Origin of the sequence: Streptomyces silaceus (assembly GCF_001419745.1) — a bacterium.
GTDB classification, from domain to species: Bacteria; Actinomycetota; Actinomycetes; order Streptomycetales; family Streptomycetaceae; genus Streptomyces; species Streptomyces silaceus.
In genome coordinates this window covers 19,329-36,681 of the sequence record NZ_LIRJ01000080.1, presented here as the reverse complement: position 1 = coordinate 36,681, position 17,353 = coordinate 19,329, and the positions used below count along the sequence as shown (strand labels likewise).

General features: G+C 71.6%; 20 protein-coding genes. 14 read left to right on the top strand and 6 right to left on the bottom strand.

Annotation, left to right across the window (positions count from 1 at the left end):
• Positions 1 to 58: 58 nt before the first annotated feature.
• Together AOK22_RS42590 and cofC are read right to left on the bottom strand one after the other, a co-directional pair.
• A complete protein-coding gene (locus AOK22_RS42590; RefSeq protein ID WP_030787468.1) occupies positions 59 to 262 on the bottom strand; it encodes a hypothetical protein in 204 nt (67 codons plus the stop codon).
• A 53-nt stretch (positions 263 to 315) separates the two neighbouring features.
• Positions 316 to 951, bottom strand: coding sequence for a 2-phospho-L-lactate guanylyltransferase (gene cofC / locus AOK22_RS09370; RefSeq protein WP_055698139.1), 636 nt, complete (start codon positions 949 to 951; stop codon positions 316 to 318).
• 142 nt (positions 952 to 1,093) lie between these two features.
• Here cofC and AOK22_RS09365 point away from each other — a divergent pair, with 142 nt between their 5' ends.
• Genes AOK22_RS09365 through AOK22_RS09355 form a run of 3 tightly spaced genes read left to right on the top strand, consistent with a single transcriptional unit; the run spans position 1,094 to position 4,132 of the window.
• Positions 1,094 to 1,879, top strand: coding sequence for a lysophospholipid acyltransferase family protein (locus AOK22_RS09365; RefSeq protein WP_055698138.1), 786 nt, complete (start codon positions 1,094 to 1,096; stop codon positions 1,877 to 1,879).
• A complete protein-coding gene (locus AOK22_RS09360; protein WP_279617078.1) occupies positions 1,876 to 2,904 on the top strand; it encodes an NAD(P)H-dependent glycerol-3-phosphate dehydrogenase in 1,029 nt (342 codons plus the stop codon). The genes AOK22_RS09365 and AOK22_RS09360 overlap by 4 nt, the downstream gene beginning before the upstream one ends.
• 46 nt (positions 2,905 to 2,950) lie before the next feature.
• A complete protein-coding gene (locus AOK22_RS09355; RefSeq protein WP_055698137.1) occupies positions 2,951 to 4,132 on the top strand; it encodes a D-alanine--D-alanine ligase family protein in 1,182 nt (393 codons plus the stop codon).
• A 91-nt stretch (positions 4,133 to 4,223) separates the two neighbouring features.
• Here AOK22_RS09355 and AOK22_RS09350 read toward each other — a convergent pair whose 3' ends face one another.
• Complete coding sequence (locus tag AOK22_RS09350; RefSeq protein ID WP_055698136.1) at positions 4,224 to 4,721, bottom strand: DUF3515 domain-containing protein; 498 nt, start codon at positions 4,719 to 4,721, stop codon at positions 4,224 to 4,226.
• Positions 4,722 to 4,741: 20 nt separating this feature from the next.
• On the bottom strand, positions 4,742 to 4,975 hold the full coding sequence (locus AOK22_RS09345) for an Lrp/AsnC family transcriptional regulator (RefSeq protein WP_055698135.1): 234 nt from the start codon (positions 4,973 to 4,975) through the stop codon (positions 4,742 to 4,744).
• A 211-nt stretch (positions 4,976 to 5,186) separates the two neighbouring features.
• Here AOK22_RS09345 and AOK22_RS09340 point away from each other — a divergent pair, with 211 nt between their 5' ends.
• Together AOK22_RS09340 and thiD are read left to right on the top strand one after the other, a co-directional pair.
• The gene (locus tag AOK22_RS09340; RefSeq protein WP_055698134.1) at positions 5,187 to 6,155 is read left to right on the top strand and encodes a thiamine-phosphate kinase; all 969 of its coding nucleotides are present in this window, start codon (positions 5,187 to 5,189) and stop codon (positions 6,153 to 6,155) included.
• Entirely contained in the window at positions 6,152 to 6,946 is a 795-nt protein-coding gene (gene thiD / locus AOK22_RS09335; RefSeq protein ID WP_055698133.1) for a bifunctional hydroxymethylpyrimidine kinase/phosphomethylpyrimidine kinase, read from the top strand. Before AOK22_RS09340 ends, thiD begins: the two co-directional genes overlap by 4 nt.
• A 454-nt stretch (positions 6,947 to 7,400) precedes the next feature.
• Here thiD and rpmB read toward each other — a convergent pair whose 3' ends face one another.
• A complete protein-coding gene (gene rpmB, locus AOK22_RS09325) occupies positions 7,401 to 7,586 on the bottom strand; it encodes a 50S ribosomal protein L28 (RefSeq protein WP_030195073.1) in 186 nt (61 codons plus the stop codon).
• Positions 7,587 to 7,825: 239 nt separating this feature from the next.
• Between rpmB and AOK22_RS09320 the strand changes: the two genes are divergently transcribed.
• The 9 genes from AOK22_RS09320 to mutM all read left to right on the top strand — a co-directional run bounded on the left by AOK22_RS09320 (position 7,826) and on the right by mutM (position 16,910).
• Positions 7,826 to 9,556 carry a DAK2 domain-containing protein gene (locus AOK22_RS09320; RefSeq protein ID WP_063795223.1) on the top strand — a complete coding sequence of 577 codons (1,731 nt, stop codon included), beginning with the start codon at positions 7,826 to 7,828 and terminating at the stop codon, positions 9,554 to 9,556.
• A gap of 73 nt (positions 9,557 to 9,629) precedes the next feature.
• Positions 9,630 to 11,831, top strand: coding sequence for an ATP-dependent DNA helicase RecG (gene recG / locus AOK22_RS09315; RefSeq protein WP_055698130.1), 2,202 nt, complete (start codon positions 9,630 to 9,632; stop codon positions 11,829 to 11,831).
• A 67-nt stretch (positions 11,832 to 11,898) separates the two neighbouring features.
• Positions 11,899 to 12,492 (top strand): 16S rRNA (guanine(966)-N(2))-methyltransferase RsmD, encoded by a 594-nt coding sequence (gene rsmD, locus AOK22_RS09310; protein WP_055698129.1) that lies wholly within the window; start codon positions 11,899 to 11,901, stop codon positions 12,490 to 12,492.
• A gap of 26 nt (positions 12,493 to 12,518) precedes the next feature.
• Positions 12,519 to 12,998, top strand: a complete 480-nt coding sequence (gene coaD / locus AOK22_RS09305; protein ID WP_193433174.1) for a pantetheine-phosphate adenylyltransferase — start codon at positions 12,519 to 12,521, stop codon at positions 12,996 to 12,998.
• 99 nt (positions 12,999 to 13,097) lie between these two features.
• Positions 13,098 to 14,162, top strand: coding sequence for a hypothetical protein (locus AOK22_RS09300; RefSeq protein ID WP_055698127.1), 1,065 nt, complete (start codon positions 13,098 to 13,100; stop codon positions 14,160 to 14,162).
• Between the two features lie 131 nt (positions 14,163 to 14,293).
• Positions 14,294 to 14,980, top strand: a complete 687-nt coding sequence (locus AOK22_RS09295) for a YceD family protein (protein WP_055698126.1) — start codon at positions 14,294 to 14,296, stop codon at positions 14,978 to 14,980.
• Between the two features lie 2 nt (positions 14,981 to 14,982).
• The gene (rpmF, locus tag AOK22_RS09290; RefSeq protein ID WP_026165248.1) at positions 14,983 to 15,156 is read left to right on the top strand and encodes a 50S ribosomal protein L32; all 174 of its coding nucleotides are present in this window, start codon (positions 14,983 to 14,985) and stop codon (positions 15,154 to 15,156) included.
• Between the two features lie 7 nt (positions 15,157 to 15,163).
• The gene (gene rnc / locus AOK22_RS09285) at positions 15,164 to 15,982 is read left to right on the top strand and encodes a ribonuclease III (protein WP_055698125.1); all 819 of its coding nucleotides are present in this window, start codon (positions 15,164 to 15,166) and stop codon (positions 15,980 to 15,982) included.
• A 67-nt stretch (positions 15,983 to 16,049) separates the two neighbouring features.
• The gene (gene mutM / locus AOK22_RS09280; protein ID WP_055698162.1) at positions 16,050 to 16,910 is read left to right on the top strand and encodes a bifunctional DNA-formamidopyrimidine glycosylase/DNA-(apurinic or apyrimidinic site) lyase; all 861 of its coding nucleotides are present in this window, start codon (positions 16,050 to 16,052) and stop codon (positions 16,908 to 16,910) included.
• Here mutM and AOK22_RS09275 read toward each other — a convergent pair.
• The gene (locus tag AOK22_RS09275; protein ID WP_055698124.1) at positions 16,883 to 17,284 is read right to left on the bottom strand and encodes a winged helix-turn-helix transcriptional regulator; all 402 of its coding nucleotides are present in this window, start codon (positions 17,282 to 17,284) and stop codon (positions 16,883 to 16,885) included. The two genes, mutM and AOK22_RS09275, sit on opposite strands and share 28 nt — an antisense overlap.
• Positions 17,285 to 17,353 lie beyond the last annotated feature (69 nt).

The following is a 17,353-nucleotide window of genomic DNA, read 5'->3' as shown; positions in this document are numbered from 1 at the left end:
GTCGTGCTGTCCGCGCGAGGCCCCGCGGGGCGGCCCGAAGGGGCGCCGGCGGGGTGTCTCAGAACGTCTGCAGGGTCACCAGGGTGATGCGTCGGGCCTCGCCCTCGCCGTCGACCTCGATGCGCACGCGCTGTCCGGGCCGCAGCAGCCGCAGCCCGCCCGCGTCGAACGCGGGGGCCTCGAAGGGCACCGGGGTGCCGTCGTCGAGCAGCACGCTGCCGCTGCGGGTCTCGGAGTCGTACGTGTACGCGGTCGCCTGCATGGGGAGCAGCGTACTCAGCCCGCGCGCGGCGTACCCGGCCGGAGGCGGCGTACTCAGTCGGAGATGAGCAGCCGGGCGGCGGCCGCCGCGGTGCGTGCTCCCACCCCGAGCGAGAGAGCGGCCATCAGGTCCTCTCCGGTGTCCACGTCCTGGCGCACGGAATCGACGCCGTCGAGCGAGAGTTCCACGGCGCCGGACGCCGCGTGCCGGGCCCGCGAGCCGGGGCCGAACGCGGGGCGCGGGTCCTCTCCCGCCGCCGCGGTCAGCAGGGTCGTGCCGATTCCGGCGGCGTCGGGCACGAAGGCGCGGGCGAAGGGGGTGGCGCCGTCGAGGGCGCGGGCCAATTCCTGGGGGCGCAGGGCCGGCAGATCGGCGTTCAGGGCCGCGACGGCGATATCGGGGCGTTCGGCGCGTACGGCGGCCGTTCCGTGCCGCAGGGCGGCGTTGAGGCCCTTTCCCGGCAGATCGGGCACGATGCGCGCGCCGAGGGCCGTCAGCTCGCGCCCGGCGAGCGTGTCGTCCGTGACGACCGCCACATCCCGCACCGCCGGGCACGCGAGCGCGGCGGCCACGGTGTCCTGCGCGAAAGCGAGCGCGAGACCCGGGCGGAGGCCGTCACCGGTGGTGGCGCCGAGCCTGCTCTTGGCGAGCGCCAGCGGTTTCAGGGGTATCACCAGGGTCCACTGCACGGGCGCTCCGTCCTTCTCGTCGCGCCCATTGTGACCTGCCGGGGGGCTCGGGCACTTGGGCGGGCGTACGGTGTTCTCGACAGACCGGCAGCCTGGGGCGACACTTGTGCGGCCGACCAGGTTCTTGGAGGAAGGTGTCCGCGTGTCCCGCCGCAGAATCGGCTTCTGGTACCGCCTTGCGGCGGTCATCGCAAAACCGCCGCTGGTGGTTCTGTTCAAGCGGGACTGGCGTGGAATGGAACACATTCCGGCCGACGGAGGATTCATCACCGCGGTGAATCACAACTCCCATATCGACCCGTTCTCGTACGCGCACTTCCAGTACAACACCGGCCGGGTGCCGCGATTCCTGGCAAAGGACGGGCTTTTCAAAGGCGGCTTTGTCGCCAAAGTGATGAAGGGCACGGGCCAGATCCCGGTCTACCGCGAGACCACGAACGCGCTCGACGCCTTCCGCGCCGCGGTCGACGCCATCGAGCGCGGCGAGTGCGTCGCCTTCTACCCCGAGGGCACCCTCACCAGGGACCCCGACATGTGGCCGATGACCGCCAAGTCCGGTGCCGCGCGGGTCGCCCTGAAGACCAAGTGCCCGGTGGTCCCGGTCGCGCAGTGGGGCGCCAACCTCGCCCTGCCGCCGTACAGCAAGAAGCCCGCCTTCTTCCCGCGCAAGACCCTCCAGGTGAAGGCCGGCGCGCCCGTCGACCTGTCGCGCTTCTACGACCAGGAGCCGACGCCCGAGGTGCTGCGCGAGGTGACCGAGACCATCATGGCCGCGGTCACCGAACTCCTGGAGGAGATCCGGGGCGAGAAGGCCCCCGATACGCCGTACGACCCGCGCAGGGCGCGGCTGGAGCAGCGACGCAAGGCAGCGGGCCGCGGCGGCGTCCCGCGGAGCACCGCAGAGAGCACCTCGGAGGACAGCAAGTGACGAACCCCGTGAACTCGGCAGGCGCTGTGAAGGCCGCCGTCTTCGGAACGGGCTCCTGGGGTACGGCCTTCGGCATGGTGCTCGCCGACGCGGGGTGCGACGTCACCCTGTGGGGCCGCCGCGCCGAACTCGCCGACGCCGTCAACTCCACGCGGACCAACCCGGACTACCTGCCCGGCGTCGAGCTCCCCGAGAACCTCAGGGCGACCACCGACCCGGCCGAGGCCGCCGCGGACGCCGACTTCACGGTGCTCGCCGTGCCCTCGCAGACGCTGCGCGACAACCTCGCCGCGTGGGCGCCGCTGCTCGCCCCCGACACCGTCCTCGTCTCCCTCATGAAGGGCGTCGAGCTGGGCTCCACGATGCGGATGAGCGAGGTCGTCGAGGACGTCACGAAGGTGCCCTCCGACCGGATCGCCGTCGTCACCGGGCCCAACCTCGCCCGTGAGATCGCCGCGCGGCAGCCCGCCGCCGCCGTGGTCGCCTGCCGCGACGAGGCCGTCGCGCAGCGCCTGCAGACGGCCTGCCACACGCCCTACTTCCGCCCGTACACGAACACCGACGTGGTCGGCTGCGAGCTCGGCGGCGCCGTCAAGAACGTCATCGGCCTCGCCGTCGGCATCGCCGACGGCATGGGCCTGGGCGACAACACCAAGGGCTCGCTCATCACGCGCGGCCTCGCGGAGACCACCCGGCTCGGGCTCGCCATGGGCGCCGACCCGCTGACGTTCTCCGGGCTCGCCGGGCTCGGTGACCTGGTGGCCACCTGCTCCTCGCCGCTGTCGCGCAACCACACCTTCGGCACCAACCTCGGCAAGGGCATGACCCTGGAGGAGACCATCGCGGTCACCAAGCAGACCGCCGAGGGCGTCAAGTCCTGTGAGTCCGTGCTGGATCTGGCCCGCAGGCACGGCGTCGACATGCCGATCACGGAGACGGTCGTGGGCATCGTGCACGAGGGCACGCCCCCGCTGGTCGCCCTCAAGGAGCTCATGTCGCGCAGCGCCAAACCCGAGCGTCGCTGACGGCACGCCTGACTACTTCTGGACCAGCGGGTACTCTCAACGCGATATGAGCAGCGAGAACCTCCCCCAGAGCCCTGAGCAGCGTTCCGAGCCGAGCTCTGAGCAGCCGCTCCGCAAGCCGCGTGTGGCCGTCGTCTTCGGCGGCCGCAGCTCGGAGCACGGCATCTCCGTCGTCACGGCCGGCGCCGTGCTGCGCGCGATCGACCGCTCCAAGTACGACGTCCTGCCGATCGGCATCACCACGGACGGCCGTTGGGCGCTGACCGCGGACGAGCCCGACCGGATGGCCATCGCCGACCGCAGGATGCCGAACGTCGCCGAGCTGGCCGACTCCGTGGCGGGCGACGTCGTGCTCCCGCTCGACCCGAGCAACCGCGAGGTCGTCTACAGCGAGCCCGGCTCCGTGCCCAAGGCGCTGGGCGAGGTCGACGTCGTCTTCCCGATGCTGCACGGTCCCTACGGAGAGGACGGCACGCTCCAGGGGCTGCTCGAACTCTCCGGAGTGCCCTACGTCGGCTCCGGTGTCCTGTCCTCGGCCGTCGGCCAGGACAAGGACTACATGAAGCGGGTGTTCACCTCCTTCGGCCTCGACGTCGGCCCCTACCTGGTGATCCGCCCCCGCGAGTGGCGGCAGGACGAGGCCGGCGCGCGCCAGCGCATCGCGGACTTCGCCGGCGAGCACGGCTGGCCGCTGTTCATCAAGCCCGCGCGCGCGGGCTCCTCGATCGGCATCACGAAGGTCGACTCCTTCGAGGGACTCGACGAGGCCATCGCCGAGGCACAGCGCCACGACCCCAAGATCCTCGTCGAGGCGCTGCTGCGCGGCCGCGAGATCGAGTGCGGCGTCCTGGAGTTCGAGGACGGCCCGCGCGCGAGCGTCCCGGCCGAGATCCCGCCGGTGCAGACGCACGACTACTACGACTTCGAGGCGAAGTACATCGACTCGACGCCCGGCATCGTGCCGGCGCCGCTGACGCCCGAGCAGACCGCCCGGATCCAGCGGCTCGCGGTCGAGGCGTTCGAGGCGGCGTCCTGCGAGGGCCTGGTGCGCGCGGACTTCTTCCTCACCGAGGACGACCGGTTCGTGATCAACGAGATCAACACGATGCCCGGCTTCACGCCCATCTCGATGTTCCCGCAGATGTGGGAGAAGACGGGTGTCGGCTACGCGGAGCTGGTGGACCGCCTCATCCAGGCGGCCCTGAAGCGCTCGACGGGCCTGCGCTAGCGGCTCCCCTCGGGGGCGCGCCCATGGGGCGGGCCCCCAGGGACGGTCGGCCGATCTCTCCGTAGACGGTCGGGCGACCTCTCCTAAGAGGTCAGGCGATCCCCACGGGCACCGTCTTCTTGATGGGCGCGGCGAAGTCCGTGAGCGGCCCCAGGCCGTCCCCCGTCCGCTCCTTGGGCAGCGTCACCTCGACGTACGCGAGCCGCGCCCCCGTGGTGAAGGTGTAGGAACCGTCGTCGTTCTTCTGCAGGAGCCAGGCGACGCCGTTCACCTTGACGCCGTTCTTCTCGGCGTACGCGGGATCGATCATCTCGGGCGGCCGTTCCACACCGCAGCGCAGTATGATCGCCGGGTCTCCCCACCCCGCGGTCAGCTCGGACCGGGGGCCGGGGTCGGTGCGCTCCAGCCCGTCGATGCTCTCGGGGAGCTGTTCGTGCAGGTCCCGGCAGAGTCCCGCGGCCTTCGCGGCCGGGGACGGAACCACCACTGACGCCTCGTCGTCCGTAGCTGAGCAGGCCGCCGTCGCGACCAGCAGGGCGAGGACGGACGTTCCTATGAGGCAGCGGCGCCGGAGGCGGGGGATGTTCACCGGGCCAGGGTAGACGGGGGCTACAAGTGCACGACCGGGCAGGTCAGGGTTCGGGTGATGCCATCCACCTGCTGGACTCTGGCGACCACCATGCGGCCGAGTTCGTCCACCGTGTCCGCCTGGGCGCGCACGATGACGTCGTAGGGTCCGGTCACGTCCTCGGCCTGGATCACTCCCGGGATCTTGCCGATCAGCTCGGCGACGGTCGACGCCTTGCCGACCTCAGTTTGGATCAGGATGTACGCCTGTACCACGGAACCTCCAGGGCGGCCACGAGGATCATGTGGGGGAGAAAGGGACGCCACGGTACCGCGTCGCCGCTCGCCGCGGGGAGACCCGGGCGACCTGTGGCGCGCACATGGTGGTGGACGGACAACAGAAGTTGACGGTCACGTCGACCGTACCGATGACAGAGACGGCTCGCGACCGGGGGCCGGGCAGCGTGAAAGGGCATGGTGAGACTCGGTGAAGGGATCCGTGGGCGAGTTGGGGGAGTTCGGGCTCATCAGAGAGCTCACCTCCCGGCTCACCTCCACTCCGGCCGTACGGCTCGGCCCTGGCGATGACGCCGCGGTCGTGTCCGCCCCGGACCGCAGGGTCGTGGCGAGCACCGACGTCCTCCTGGAGGGGCGCCACTTCCGCCGGGACTGGTCCACGGCGTACGACGTGGGCCGCAAGGCCGCCGCGCAGAACCTCGCCGACATCGCGGCCATGGGCGCCGTGCCGACCGCGCTGCTGCTCGGCCTGGTCGTCCCCGCCGAGCTGCCCGCGAGCTGGCCCACCGAGCTGATGGACGGCCTGCGGGACGAGTGCCAGGTCGCCGGCGCGGCCGTCGTCGGCGGCGACGTCGTCCGCGGTGACACGATCACCGTCGCGATCACCGCGCTCGGTGACCTGCGCAACCACGAACCCGTCACCCGCGCGGGTGCCCAGCCCGGCGACGTCGTCGCCGTCACCGGCTGGCTCGGCTGGTCCGCCGCCGGGCACGCCGTGCTCTCCCGCGGCTTCCGCTCGCCCCGCGCCTTCGTGGAGGCCCACCGCAGGCCCGAGCCGCCGTACCACGCGGGCCCCGCCGCCGCCGGGCTCGGCGCGACCTCGATGACGGACGTGAGCGACGGCCTCATCGCCGACCTCGGCCACATCGCCGAGTCCAGCAAGGTGCGCATCGACATCCGCTCCGGGGACGTCGACGTGCCCTCGCAGATGAACGACATCGGCCAGGCCGTCGGCGTCGACCCGCTGCAGTGGGTGCTCAACGGCGGCGAGGACCACGCGATCGTGGCGACGTTCCCGCCTGACGTGAAGCTGCCCGCCCGCTGGAAGGTCATCGGCGAGGTCCTCAACCCCTCGGCGCTGCCCCAGGTGACCGTGGACGGCGCCCCGTGGACCAGCAAGGGCTGGGACCACTTCGGGGACAACGGGGACGCCGAGTGAGCGCGCCGCCGCGGGTGCTCACCGTCGCCGGCTCCGACTCCGGGGGCGGCGCCGGCATCCAGGCCGACCTCAAGACGATGCTCGCCCTCGGCACGCACGGCATGAGCGTCGTCACCGCCGTCACCGCGCAGAACTCCCTGGGCGTACAGGGGTTCTGGGAGCTTCCTGCGGACGCGGTGCGGGCCCAGTACCGCAGCGTCGTCGACGACATCGGCGTGCAGGCCGTGAAGACCGGCATGCTCGCCTCGGCCGAACTGGTCGAGACGGTCGCCGACTTGCTCGCGGGCACGGACGCGCCCGCCGTCGTCGACCCGGTCGGCGTCTCCAAGCACGGCGACTCCCTGCTCGCCGCCTCCGCGCTGGACTCCGTGCGCACGAAGCTGCTGCCGGTCGCCACGGTCGCGACGCCCAACCTCGACGAGGTCGCCCAACTCACCGGCGTCGAGGTCGACTCCGAGGACGGCCTGCGGCGCGCCGCGGCCGCCGTCCTCGCGTACGGGCCGCGGTGGGTGCTGATCAAGGGCGGACACCTCAAGGGCGACGCCGTGGACCTGCTCACCGACGGCTCCGAGGAGCACGTGCTGCGCGCCCCGCGCCACGACAACCGCCACACGCACGGCACGGGCTGCACCCTCGCCGGCGCGATCGCCGCGCAGCTGGCGAAGGGACAGGGCGTGCCGGAGGCGGTCGCCGCGGCCAAGGAGTACGTCACCGGGGCGATCGCCGCCGGCTTCGCGCTCGGCGGCGGGATCGGTCCGGTGGATCACGGCTGGAGGTTCAGGGGCGCGTAGTCCTTGAGCGTCAGATCGCTCGCGGCCTTCTCCGCCAGCCTCTTGAAGAAGCCCGCGAGCAGGCGCGAACTGAGTACGCGGTACGCGCGGTCGCGGCTGCGGAGCCTGCGCTCGGTCGGCGGGGCGAGGAACGGGCCGGCGTCGCCCGGGATCTTCTGGCAGCCCTTGGCGTAGGCGCGGACCTCCGCCTCGTACGCGGCGAAGGCGACCCGGTGATCGCCCCGCGCGGCCGCGAGCCGTTCGAACCGGTGCAGGTCGACGTCCTCGGGGGGGGCAGGAGTGCGCGGGGGCGCGGTCCGCCGGGGTCCAGCGGGGTGCCGTCGGGGGAGCGGACGTCGAGAGGTCCGAGCACGCGCAGAGGTCCGAGCACGCGCAGACGTCCGGGCACACGAAAAAGCCGGTTCCCCAAGGGGAACCGGCTGATTCAGCAACCAGCTAGGTGGCCGCGCTGGCGTCAGCGCGAGACCTTGCCGGCCTTGATGCACGAGGTGCAGGCGTTGAGGCGCTTCGGCGTCCCGCCGACCACGGCACGCACACGCTGGATGTTCGGGTTCCAGCGACGGGGCGTACGGCGGTGCGAGTGCGAGATGTTGTTGCCGAAGCCCGGCCCCTTGCCGCAGACGTCGCAGTTGGCAGCCACGGGTCACTCCAAAGACTTCAGATGCACTTACGGTTAAACCCGGCATGCCGGGATCAGTGCAATGATCGGAGTGGCGTTGCCAGGAGGAATGGCCCGATGCGTATCGGGCAACCGGAGCAGCATACAACGACTGCTTCGGTACAACGAAACTACCATGGCTCGCCCGGCCCCCGCCCCGGGACCTCTGTTCACCCTGGGTCTACGCTGCGTCCATTCCGGATGGTCAAGGAGGCGAACAGGTGCCGCAGAACCTCGACGCGGTCGCGGTGCGCGCCTGGTGCCGACTGACACTGGACGCCCTCGGCAGGGCCCGCGAGGAGATCGACTCCATCAACGTCTACCCGGTCGCCGACGGCGACACGGGCACGAACCTCTATCTGACCGTGGAATCCGCCTCCCAGGCGGTCGACGCCGCGTTCACGGGCCATGAGCCGGCCCTTCCCTCGCTGGCCGAGACGGTGCGCGCGATGGCGCACGGAGCGCTCATAGGGGCCCGGGGGAACTCGGGCACGATCCTGTCGCAGCTGCTGCGGGGGATGGCGCAGGTCCTCGGCGGCCCCGAGGACGACCCGTACCGGGACGGGGACGACCTCCACCAGGCCCCGGAGCGCCGCACGGGACGTGAGGGGGATCACGCCGACGGGCAGGCCCTGGCGCTCGCGCTGCGGCGGGCCGCCGACTCCGCGTACCAGGCCGTCGCGCACCCGGTCGAGGGCACGGTCCTGACGGTGGCGACCGCGGCGGCGGCGTCGGCGGCCGCCGACGCCGGTGCCGACGCCGACTGCGGAACCGTCGCGCGGGCCGCGTACGACGGAGCGCGGGCCGCCCTGGACGCGACGCCAGGACAGCTCGCGGTGCTGGGGCGCGCGGGAGTGGTGGACGCGGGCGGGCGCGGACTCGTGGCGGTGCTCGGGGCGCTCGTGGGCGCGCTGTCGGGGGAGACGGTGGTGGCCAGGAGCTCCGAGGTCTCCCACGCGCGGGTGGGCGCCGAGGCTCCCCACGCGCGCGTGGCCCCCGTCGTCGCGTGCGAGGACCCCGAGGCGGACACCGGCGGCCCCGCCTTCGAGGTGATCTACCTCCTGGAGGCGGACGACGAAGCCGTCGCCCGGCTGCGGACCCGGCTCGACCGGCTCGGCGACTCCCTCGTCGTGGTCGGCGGCGACGGCCTCTGGAACGTCCACGTCCATGTCGACGACGCGGGAGCGGCCGTCGAGGCGGGCGTGGAGGCGGGCCGCCCCCACCGCATCCGCATCACCCACTTCGGGGCGGGCGACGCCCACACCGCCACGCAGCCCCCGCAGGAACGGGCGCAGCGCGCCGTCGTCGCCGTCGTGCCCGGCGAGGGGCTCGCCGGGCTCTACGCCGAGGCCGGGGCGACCACCGTGCCCGCGCGCGTGGGAGAGCCGCCCGCCAGCGGCGAGCTCGTCGACGCGATCCGGCGCGCCCACGCCCGCGAGGTGGTGCTCCTGCCGAACGACGCCGAGCTGCGCCACACCGCGGCCGCCGCGGCGGAACAGGCCAGGACCGAGGGCGTGCGCGTCGCGCTGATCCCCACCCGCTCCGCGGTCCAGGGCATCGCGGCGCTCGCCGTGCACGAGCCGGACCGGCGCTTCGACGAGGACGTCGTCGCCATGACGTCGGCGGCCGGCGCGACCCGGTACGGCGAACTGTCCGTCGCCGAGCGCCAGTCCTGGACCATGGCGGGCATCTGCCAGGCCGGGGACGTCCTCGGCCTGATCGACGGGGACGTCGCGGTGATCGGGTCCGAGGTGGCCCGCACGGCCGTCGCGGTCCTGGACCGCATGCTCTCGGCGGGCGGCGAGATGGTCACGCTCGTGCTCGGCGAGTCCGTGCCCGACACCGTCGCGGAGCTGCTGGAGAAGCATGTGCGCGACGCGTATCTGGCGGTCGACACGGTCGTGTATCGGGGCGGGAGGCAGGCGGCGCTGCTGCTGATCGGCGTGGAGTAGGGCCGGGCATCGTGGGGACGTGCCCTCCCGACATCAGGGGACGTGGCCCGCATTGTCAGTGCCGTGGTGTGCAATGGATCTCGTGCCTGCGCTCGAAGAACCCCTGAAGAAAGTGGTCGGCCCCGCCACCGCGAAGGTGATGGCCGAGCACCTCGACCTGCACACGGTCGGCGACCTCCTGCACCACTACCCCCGGCGGTACGCCGAGCGCGGCGAGCTCACCCGCCTCGCCGACCTCCCGCTGGACGAGCACGTCACGGTGGTCGCCCAGGTCGCGAGCGCCCGCATCCTGAAGTTCAACGGCGGCAAGGGCCAGCGCCTGGAGGTGACGATCACCGACGGCGGCGGGCAGGTCCAGCTCGTCTTCTTCGGCCGCGGCATCCACAAGCCGCACAAGGACCTGCTGCCCGGCACCCGCGCGATGTTCGCCGGCAAGGTGTCGGTCTTCAACCGCAAGATGCAGCTGGCCCACCCGGCGTACGAACTGCTCAGGGGCGACGCCGACGAGGCCGGCGAGACCGTCGGCTCCTGGGCCGGGGCGCTCCTGCCGATCTACCCGGCCACCGCCAAGCTGGAGTCCTGGAAGATCGCCAAGTCGGTCGACATGGTCCTGCCCAGCGCCCAGGAGGCCGTGGACCCGCTGCCGCCCTCCCTGCGCGACGGCCGCGGCCTCGTCCCGCTCACCGAGGCGCTCCTGAAGATCCACCGGCCGCACACGAAGGCGGACATCGCCGCCGCCCGCGACCGCCTGAAGTGGGACGAGGCCTTCGTTCTCCAGGTCGCCCTGGCCCGCCGGCGGTACGCGGACGCCCAGCTGCCCGCCGTCGCCCGCAGGCCCAAGGAGGGCGGCCTCCTCGACGCCTTCGACGCCAAGCTCCCCTTCACCCTCACCGAGGGCCAGCAGAAGGTCTCCAAGGAGATCTTCGACGACCTGGCCACCGAACACCCGATGCACCGCCTCCTCCAGGGAGAGGTCGGTTCCGGAAAGACGATGGTCGCCCTGCGCGCCATGCTCGCCGTCGTGGACGCGGGCGGGCAGGCCGCGATGCTGGCGCCCACCGAAGTCCTCGCGCAGCAGCACCACCGGTCGATCGTGGAGATGATGGGCGAACTGGCCGAGGGCGGCATGCTCGGGGGCGCCGACCAGGCCACCAAGGTCACGCTGCTCACCGGCTCCATGGGCGCCGCCGCCCGCCGCCAGGCCCTGCTCGACCTGGTCACCGGCGAGGCGGGCATCGTCATCGGCACGCACGCGCTGATCGAGGACAAGGTCCAGTTCCACGACCTCGGCCTGGTCGTCGTCGACGAGCAGCACCGCTTCGGTGTCGAGCAGCGCGACGCCCTGCGCGGCAAGGGCAAGCAGCCCCCGCACCTCCTGGTCATGACGGCCACGCCGATCCCGCGCACGGTCGCGATGACCGTCTTCGGCGACCTGGAGACGTCCGTGCTCGACCAGCTGCCCGCCGGGCGCTCGCCGATCGCCAGCCATGTCGTCCCCGCCCAGGACAAGCCGCACTTCCTCGCCCGCGCCTGGGAGCGCGTGCGCGAGGAGGTGGAGAACGGCCACCAGGCGTACGTGGTCTGCCCCCGCATCGGCGACGAGGAGGAGGACCCGAAGAAGGCCAAGAAGAAGGCCGAGGACGAGGCCACCGCCGAGAAGCGCCCGCCGCTCGCCGTCCTCGACGTCGCCGAGCAGCTCGCCCGTGGCCCCCTCCAGGGCCTGAGGGTCGAGGTCCTGCACGGCCGCATGCAGCCCGAGGACAAGGACGCGGTGATGCGCCGCTTCGCCGCGGGCGAGACCCAGGTCCTGGTCGCGACGACGGTCATCGAGGTCGGGGTGAACGTGCCGAACGCCACCGCCATGGTGATCATGGACGCGGACCGCTTCGGCGTCTCCCAGCTGCACCAGCTGCGCGGCCGCGTCGGCCGTGGCTCCGCCCCCGGGCTCTGCCTCCTGGTCACCGACATGCCCGAGGCCAGCCCCGCCCGCGGGCGCCTGGGCGCCGTCGCCTCCACGCTCGACGGCTTCGAGCTCTCCCGCATCGACCTGGAGCAGCGCCGCGAGGGCGACGTGCTCGGCCAGGCCCAGTCCGGCGTCCGCTCCAGCCTGCGGATGCTCGCGGTCATCGAGGACGAGGAGGTCATCGCGGCCGCCCGCGAGGAAGCGGTCGCGGTCGTCACCGACGACCCGGACCTGGAGCGGCTGCCCGCGCTGCGCACCGCCCTGGACGCCCTGCTCGACGCCGAGCGTGAGCAGTACCTCGACAAGGGCTGACGGGCCGGTACGCCATATCGTGGAGTGAGCCCACCACCGTGGCGCACTCCCGGCCAGAAGGACTCAGATGACCCGCGTGATCGCCGGCACGGCCGGCGGACGCCGCCTCGCCGTTCCCCCGGGGAACGGCACCCGCCCCACGTCCGACCGCGCGCGCGAGGGACTGTTCTCCACCTGGCAGGCCCTGCAGGGCACGCTCGACGGGGCGCGCGTGCTCGATCTGTACGCGGGGTCCGGGGCCGTCGGCCTGGAGGCGCTGTCGCGCGGCGCCGGGCACACCCTGCTGGTCGAGGCCGACGCCAGGGCGGCCCGCACCATCAGGGAGAACGTGAAGGCGGTCGGCCTGCCCGGCGCCGAGGTCAGAGCGGGCAAAGCCGCCCAGATCGTCCAGGCGGGGTCGCCCGCGGCCCCGTACGACCTGGTCTTCCTGGACCCTCCGTACGCCGTCGGAGATGACGATCTTCGGGAGATCCTCCTCACACTCCGCTCGGAAAGCTGGCTCACGGACGACGCGCTCGTCACCGTTGAACGCAGTACAAGAGGCGGAGAATTCGGGTGGCCGGAGGGTTTTGAACCCCTCAGGTCCCGTCGCTACGGCGAAGGGACGTTTTGGTACGGTCGCGCCGCCTCTGCGTGCGACGACTCAGTGATCGCGCCATGACCGGACCGGAGAGCGAGGGACTCACGTTGCGCCGCGCCGTCTGTCCGGGGTCGTTCGACCCCATCACCAATGGACACCTCGACATCATCGCCCGCGCCTCCAAGCTGTACGACGTGGTGCACGTCGCGGTGATGATCAACCAGTCGAAGAAGGGCCTGTTCGAGATCGAGGAGCGGATCGAACTGATCCGCCAGGTCACCGCCGACTTCGGCAACGTCGAGGTCGAGTCCTTCCACGGCCTCCTCGTCGACTTCTGCAAGCAGCGCGACATCCCGGCCATCGTCAAGGGCCTGCGCGCGGTCAGCGACTTCGACTACGAACTCCAGATGGCCCAGATGAACAACGGCCTCTCGGGCGTCGAGACCCTCTTCGTCCCGACCAACCCCACCTACAGCTTCCTCTCCTCCTCGCTGGTCAAGGAGGTCGCGGCCTGGGGCGGCGACGTCGCGCACCTGCTGCCGCCGCTCGTCCACGAGGCCCTCGTCGAACGTCTGGGCAAGAAGTGACCCCCTGACAGTTCGTCACCCGGTGTCGGGCGGGCGGCCACTGGCCTTACAGTCGTCCCGTCCGTCTCCCAACCAGCTGTAGAGAGTGGCGAGCACACGGTGGACGTGCAGAAGAAGCTCGACGAGATCGTCGACGCGATCGGCAGCGCCCGGTCCATGCCCATGTCGGCCTCGTGCGTGGTCAACCGCGCCGATCTGCTCTCGATGCTCGAAGAGGTGCGCCAGGCCCTGCCGGGCTCGCTCGCCCAGGCCCAGGAGCTGATCGGCGGCCGCGAGCAGATGGTCCAGCAGGCCCGCCAGGAGGCGGAGCGGATCATCGAGACCGCGCACGCCGAGCGCGGCTCCCTGATCTCCGACACGGAGGTCGCCCGCCGTTCCCAGGGCGAGGCCGAGCGCATCCTCGCCGAGGCCCGCCAGGCCGCCGAGGACGTCCGCGTCGAGGCCGACGACTACGTGGACAGCAAGCTCGCCAACTTCGAGGTCGTCCTCACCAAGACCCTCGGCTCGGTCGGCCGCGGCCGCGAGAAGCTCCTCGGCACCGGCCCCGGCCTCGACGAGCAGGGCTACGAGGACGAGGACGCCCCCGAGCGCAGCCACGACCCCGAGACCCTGCGCCGCAACGCCGACGCGTACGTCGACGCCAAGCTCGGCGCCTTCGAGGCGGTGCTCGCCAAGACCCTGGAGGCCGTCGGACGCGGCCGCCAGACCCTGCACGGCCGGGCCCCCGCCGACGAGCTCGGCACCCTCGGCGAGGGCGGCGGCCCCCAGGGCCACACCACCGACGCCGAGTACCTGGCGGACCTCGCGGGCCCCGTGGCCGCCCCGGAGAGCGTCCCGCAGCAGCCGGCCCAGGCCCCGCCGATCCCGGCCCAGCAGCCCTACGCGCCGCCGCAGCAGCAGCCCGACCCGTACGGGTACCCGCAGCAGGACCAGTACGCGTACCAGCAGCAGGGCTACGCGCAGCCCGACCCGTACGCCGCGTACCCGCAGCAGGACCAGTACGCCGCCTACCAGCAGCAGGGCCATGAGCAGCACGGGCAGCCCGGACAGCACGGCTACGAGCAGCCCCGGTACGAGGCGCCGCCCGCGCTGGAGGAGACCAGCCTCTTCGACACGACCATGATCAGCGCCGAGCAGCTGCGCCAGTACGAGCAGGGGCGTTAGCGGGGCTCCGGGACCGGATTGGGCCGAGAGCGAATGGTCCAGTATCCTGGCTCTTCGGTCGCGCATACGTCCGCGACTTCGGCTGCCCAGCCGGGCCTCAGTTCTGAGGCATCAGTGCGGCGGCCCCTCCTATGGACTTCCAGGATTCGAAAGCAGGAAAAGCCCTGAGCACGCGCCTCGACCACCGCAACCCCCTCGTGTTCGACACACACGAGCTGGGTCGGCGTCCCGGTGCCATGCAGCGGCTGACCCGCGAGATCGAGGCGCCCGCGTCGCCGGGCACCTTCGGTATCGAAGGGGTCATCGGAGTGCCGCAGGGCGCCCCGGTCGAGCTGGAGATCCGTCTCGAGTCGGTCATGGAAGGGGTGCTTGTCACAGGCACCGCCCGTGCGTCGGCCGAGGGGGAGTGCGTAAGGTGTCTGGAGCCGCTCGAGCTGGAGCTCGACGCGGACTTCCAGGAGATGTACTCGTACCCTGACGCCGACGACCGGGGCCGCACCGCGGAACCGGCCGACGACGCCGAGGAAGACGAGGACAGGCTCTTTCTCGAGGACGGCATGTTCGACCTCGAGCCTGTGCTGCGTGATGCGGTGGTGCTCGCACTGCCGATGCAGCCGGTGTGCCAGGACGACTGTCCGGGCCTGTGTTCCCAGTGCGGGGCACGGCTCGCGGACGACCCGGACCACCACCACGACGCCGTCGACATCCGTTGGGCGGCACTGCAGGGACTCGCTGATTCCATCCAGGACGGCGAGAAGGACGAGATGAGCGGCGAAGCGCCTCGATCAGCACGCGCCGCCGAGAAGCAGGAGAAGTAGCCGTGGCTGTTCCGAAGCGGAAGATGTCGCGCAGCAACACGCGCCACCGCCGGTCGCAGTGGAAGGCTGCGGTCCCCACCCTGGTTTCGTGTGAGCGTTGCCAGGAGCCCAAGCAGCAGCACATCGCGTGCCCGAGCTGCGGCACCTACAACAAGCGCCAGGTCCTCGAGGTCTGAGCGGCTGGTGAGAGGCACCGTGTCTAGCCCCAAGAAGGCGGAAGACGCCAAGAAACTGGCGGAGACAACGGCCTCGTCCCACACGCTTCTGGAAGGGCGGCTCGGGTACAAGCTCGAGTCCGCCCTTCTGGTGCGTGCGCTGACCCACCGTTCGTACGCGTACGAGAACGGCGGCCTGCCGACGAACGAGCGCCTGGAGTTCCTCGGGGACTCCGTGCTCGGTCTCGTCGTCACGGACACGCTGTACCGCACCCACCCCGATCTGCCCGAAGGCCAGCTGGCCAAGCTGCGGGCCGCGGTGGTCAATTCGCGTGCGCTGGCGGAGGTCAGCCGCGGCCTCGAACTGGGCTCCTTCATCCGGCTCGGCCGGGGTGAAGAGGGCACGGGAGGCCGGGACAAGGCATCCATCCTCGCCGACACCCTGGAAGCGGTGATCGGCGCGGTCTATCTGGACCAGGGTCTGGACGCGGCGGGCGAGCTGGTGCACCGGCTCTTCGACCCGCTGATCGAGAAGTCCTCGAACCTGGGTGCGGGCCTGGACTGGAAGACCAGTCTCCAGGAGCTCACCGCGACGGAGACCCTCGGCGTGCCCGAGTACCTCGTCACGGAGAGCGGTCCCGACCACGAGAAGACCTTTACTGCTGCCGCCCGCGTCGGAGGCGTCTCGTACGGCACCGGCACCGGCCGCAGCAAGAAGGAAGCGGAGCAGCAGGCCGCTGAGTCCGCGTGGCGCGCCATTCGCGCCGCCGCGGACGAGCGCAAGAAGGCGGCCGAGGCCGCCGCTGCCGCGCAGTCCGAGGGAAGCGCCGACACTCCCTCGGCCTGACGGCCGCCCATCCTTTTGTTGCCGGTCGCCCCTGACGGGGGCGGCCGGCATCGTGCTGGAGGAGACCATGCCCGAGTTGCCCGAAGTCGAAGTCGTCCGGCGCGGTCTGGAGCGCTGGGTCAGCGGGCGCGTCGTCGCCGACGTGCAGGTGCTGCACCCGCGTGCCGTGCGGCGGCACATCGCGGGCGGCGCGGACTTCGGGGCACGGCTCACGGGACACCGGATCGGGCTCGCCCAGCGCCGCGGCAAGTATCTGTGGCTGCCGCTCGCCGACTCCGCGCAGTCCGTCCTCGCCCATCTCGGCATGAGCGGTCAGCTCCTCGTGCAGCCCCAGGGGGCGCCCGACGAGAAGCATCTGCGGATCCGGGTGCGGTTCGCGGACGACCAGGGCACCGAGCTGCGCTTCGTCGACCAGCGCACCTTCGGCGGGCTCTCCCTCCACGACATCACCGCCGACGGGCTCCCGGACGTCATCGCGCACATCGCGCGCGACCCGCTCGACGAGGCCTTCGACGACGCGGCCTTCCACACCGCGCTGCGCGCCCGGCGTACGACGATCAAGCGCGCCCTGCTCGACCAGTCGCTGATCAGCGGGGTCGGCAACATCTACGCGGACGAGGCGCTGTGGCGCTCGAAGCTGCACTACGAGCGCGCCACCGGCACCTTCACGCGCCCGCGCACGGCCGAACTGCTCGGCCATGTCCGGGACGTGATGAACGCGGCGCTCGCCGTCGGCGGCACCAGCTTCGACAGTCTCTACGTCAATGTGAACGGCGAATCGGGCTATTTCGACCGGTCGTTGGACGCCTACGGCCGTGAGGGCGAGCCGTGCCGCCGCTGCGGCACCCCGATCCGCCGGCGCCCCTGGATGAACCGGTCCAGCTATTTCTGCCCGCGCTGTCAGAGGGTGCCGCGCGCCTCGTCGTAGCGCTCCTGCGCCTTCTGCACGTCGTCCTGCCGGGCCTCCACGAAGTGGATCAGCGTCAGCAGGCGCTCGGCGATCTCGTGCCCCAGCGGGGTGAGGCGGTAGTCCACGCGCGGCGGGTTGGTCGGCTGCGCGTCGCGGTGCACCAGACCGTCGCGCTCCAGCGCGTGCAGCGTCTGGGACAGCATCTTCTCGCTCACGCCGTCGACGCGACGGCGCAGTTCGTTGAAGCGGAACGTGCCCTCGTGCAGTGCGCCGAGGGTGAGCGCCCCCCATCGTCCGGTGACGTGCTCCAGCGTGCTCCGCGACGGACATCGCTTGGAGAACACGTTGTACGCCAGGTCGGCGAAGTCGTCGGCAGGGGCGAGGTCATCCATACCACCAGCATACTCCCGCGCAGCGCTAACCCATGGGTTGCGCTAACCAAAAGTTAGTGCTTTCCTTCT

Coding starts and splice junctions, on each gene's coding strand:
- AOK22_RS42590 (WP_030787468.1), bottom strand. CDS start 262: ATGCAGGCGACCGCGTACACGTACGACTCCGAGACCCGCAGCGGCAGC.
- AOK22_RS09355 (WP_055698137.1), top strand. CDS start 2,951: ATGAGCAGCGAGAACCTCCCCCAGAGCCCTGAGCAGCGTTCCGAGCCG.
- recG (WP_055698130.1), top strand. CDS start 9,630: ATGGATCTCGTGCCTGCGCTCGAAGAACCCCTGAAGAAAGTGGTCGGC.
- rsmD (WP_055698129.1), top strand. CDS start 11,899: ATGACCCGCGTGATCGCCGGCACGGCCGGCGGACGCCGCCTCGCCGTT.
- AOK22_RS09295 (WP_055698126.1), top strand. CDS start 14,294: ATGGACTTCCAGGATTCGAAAGCAGGAAAAGCCCTGAGCACGCGCCTC.
- mutM (WP_055698162.1), top strand. CDS start 16,050: ATGCCCGAGTTGCCCGAAGTCGAAGTCGTCCGGCGCGGTCTGGAGCGC.
- AOK22_RS09275 (WP_055698124.1), bottom strand. CDS start 17,284: ATGGATGACCTCGCCCCTGCCGACGACTTCGCCGACCTGGCGTACAAC.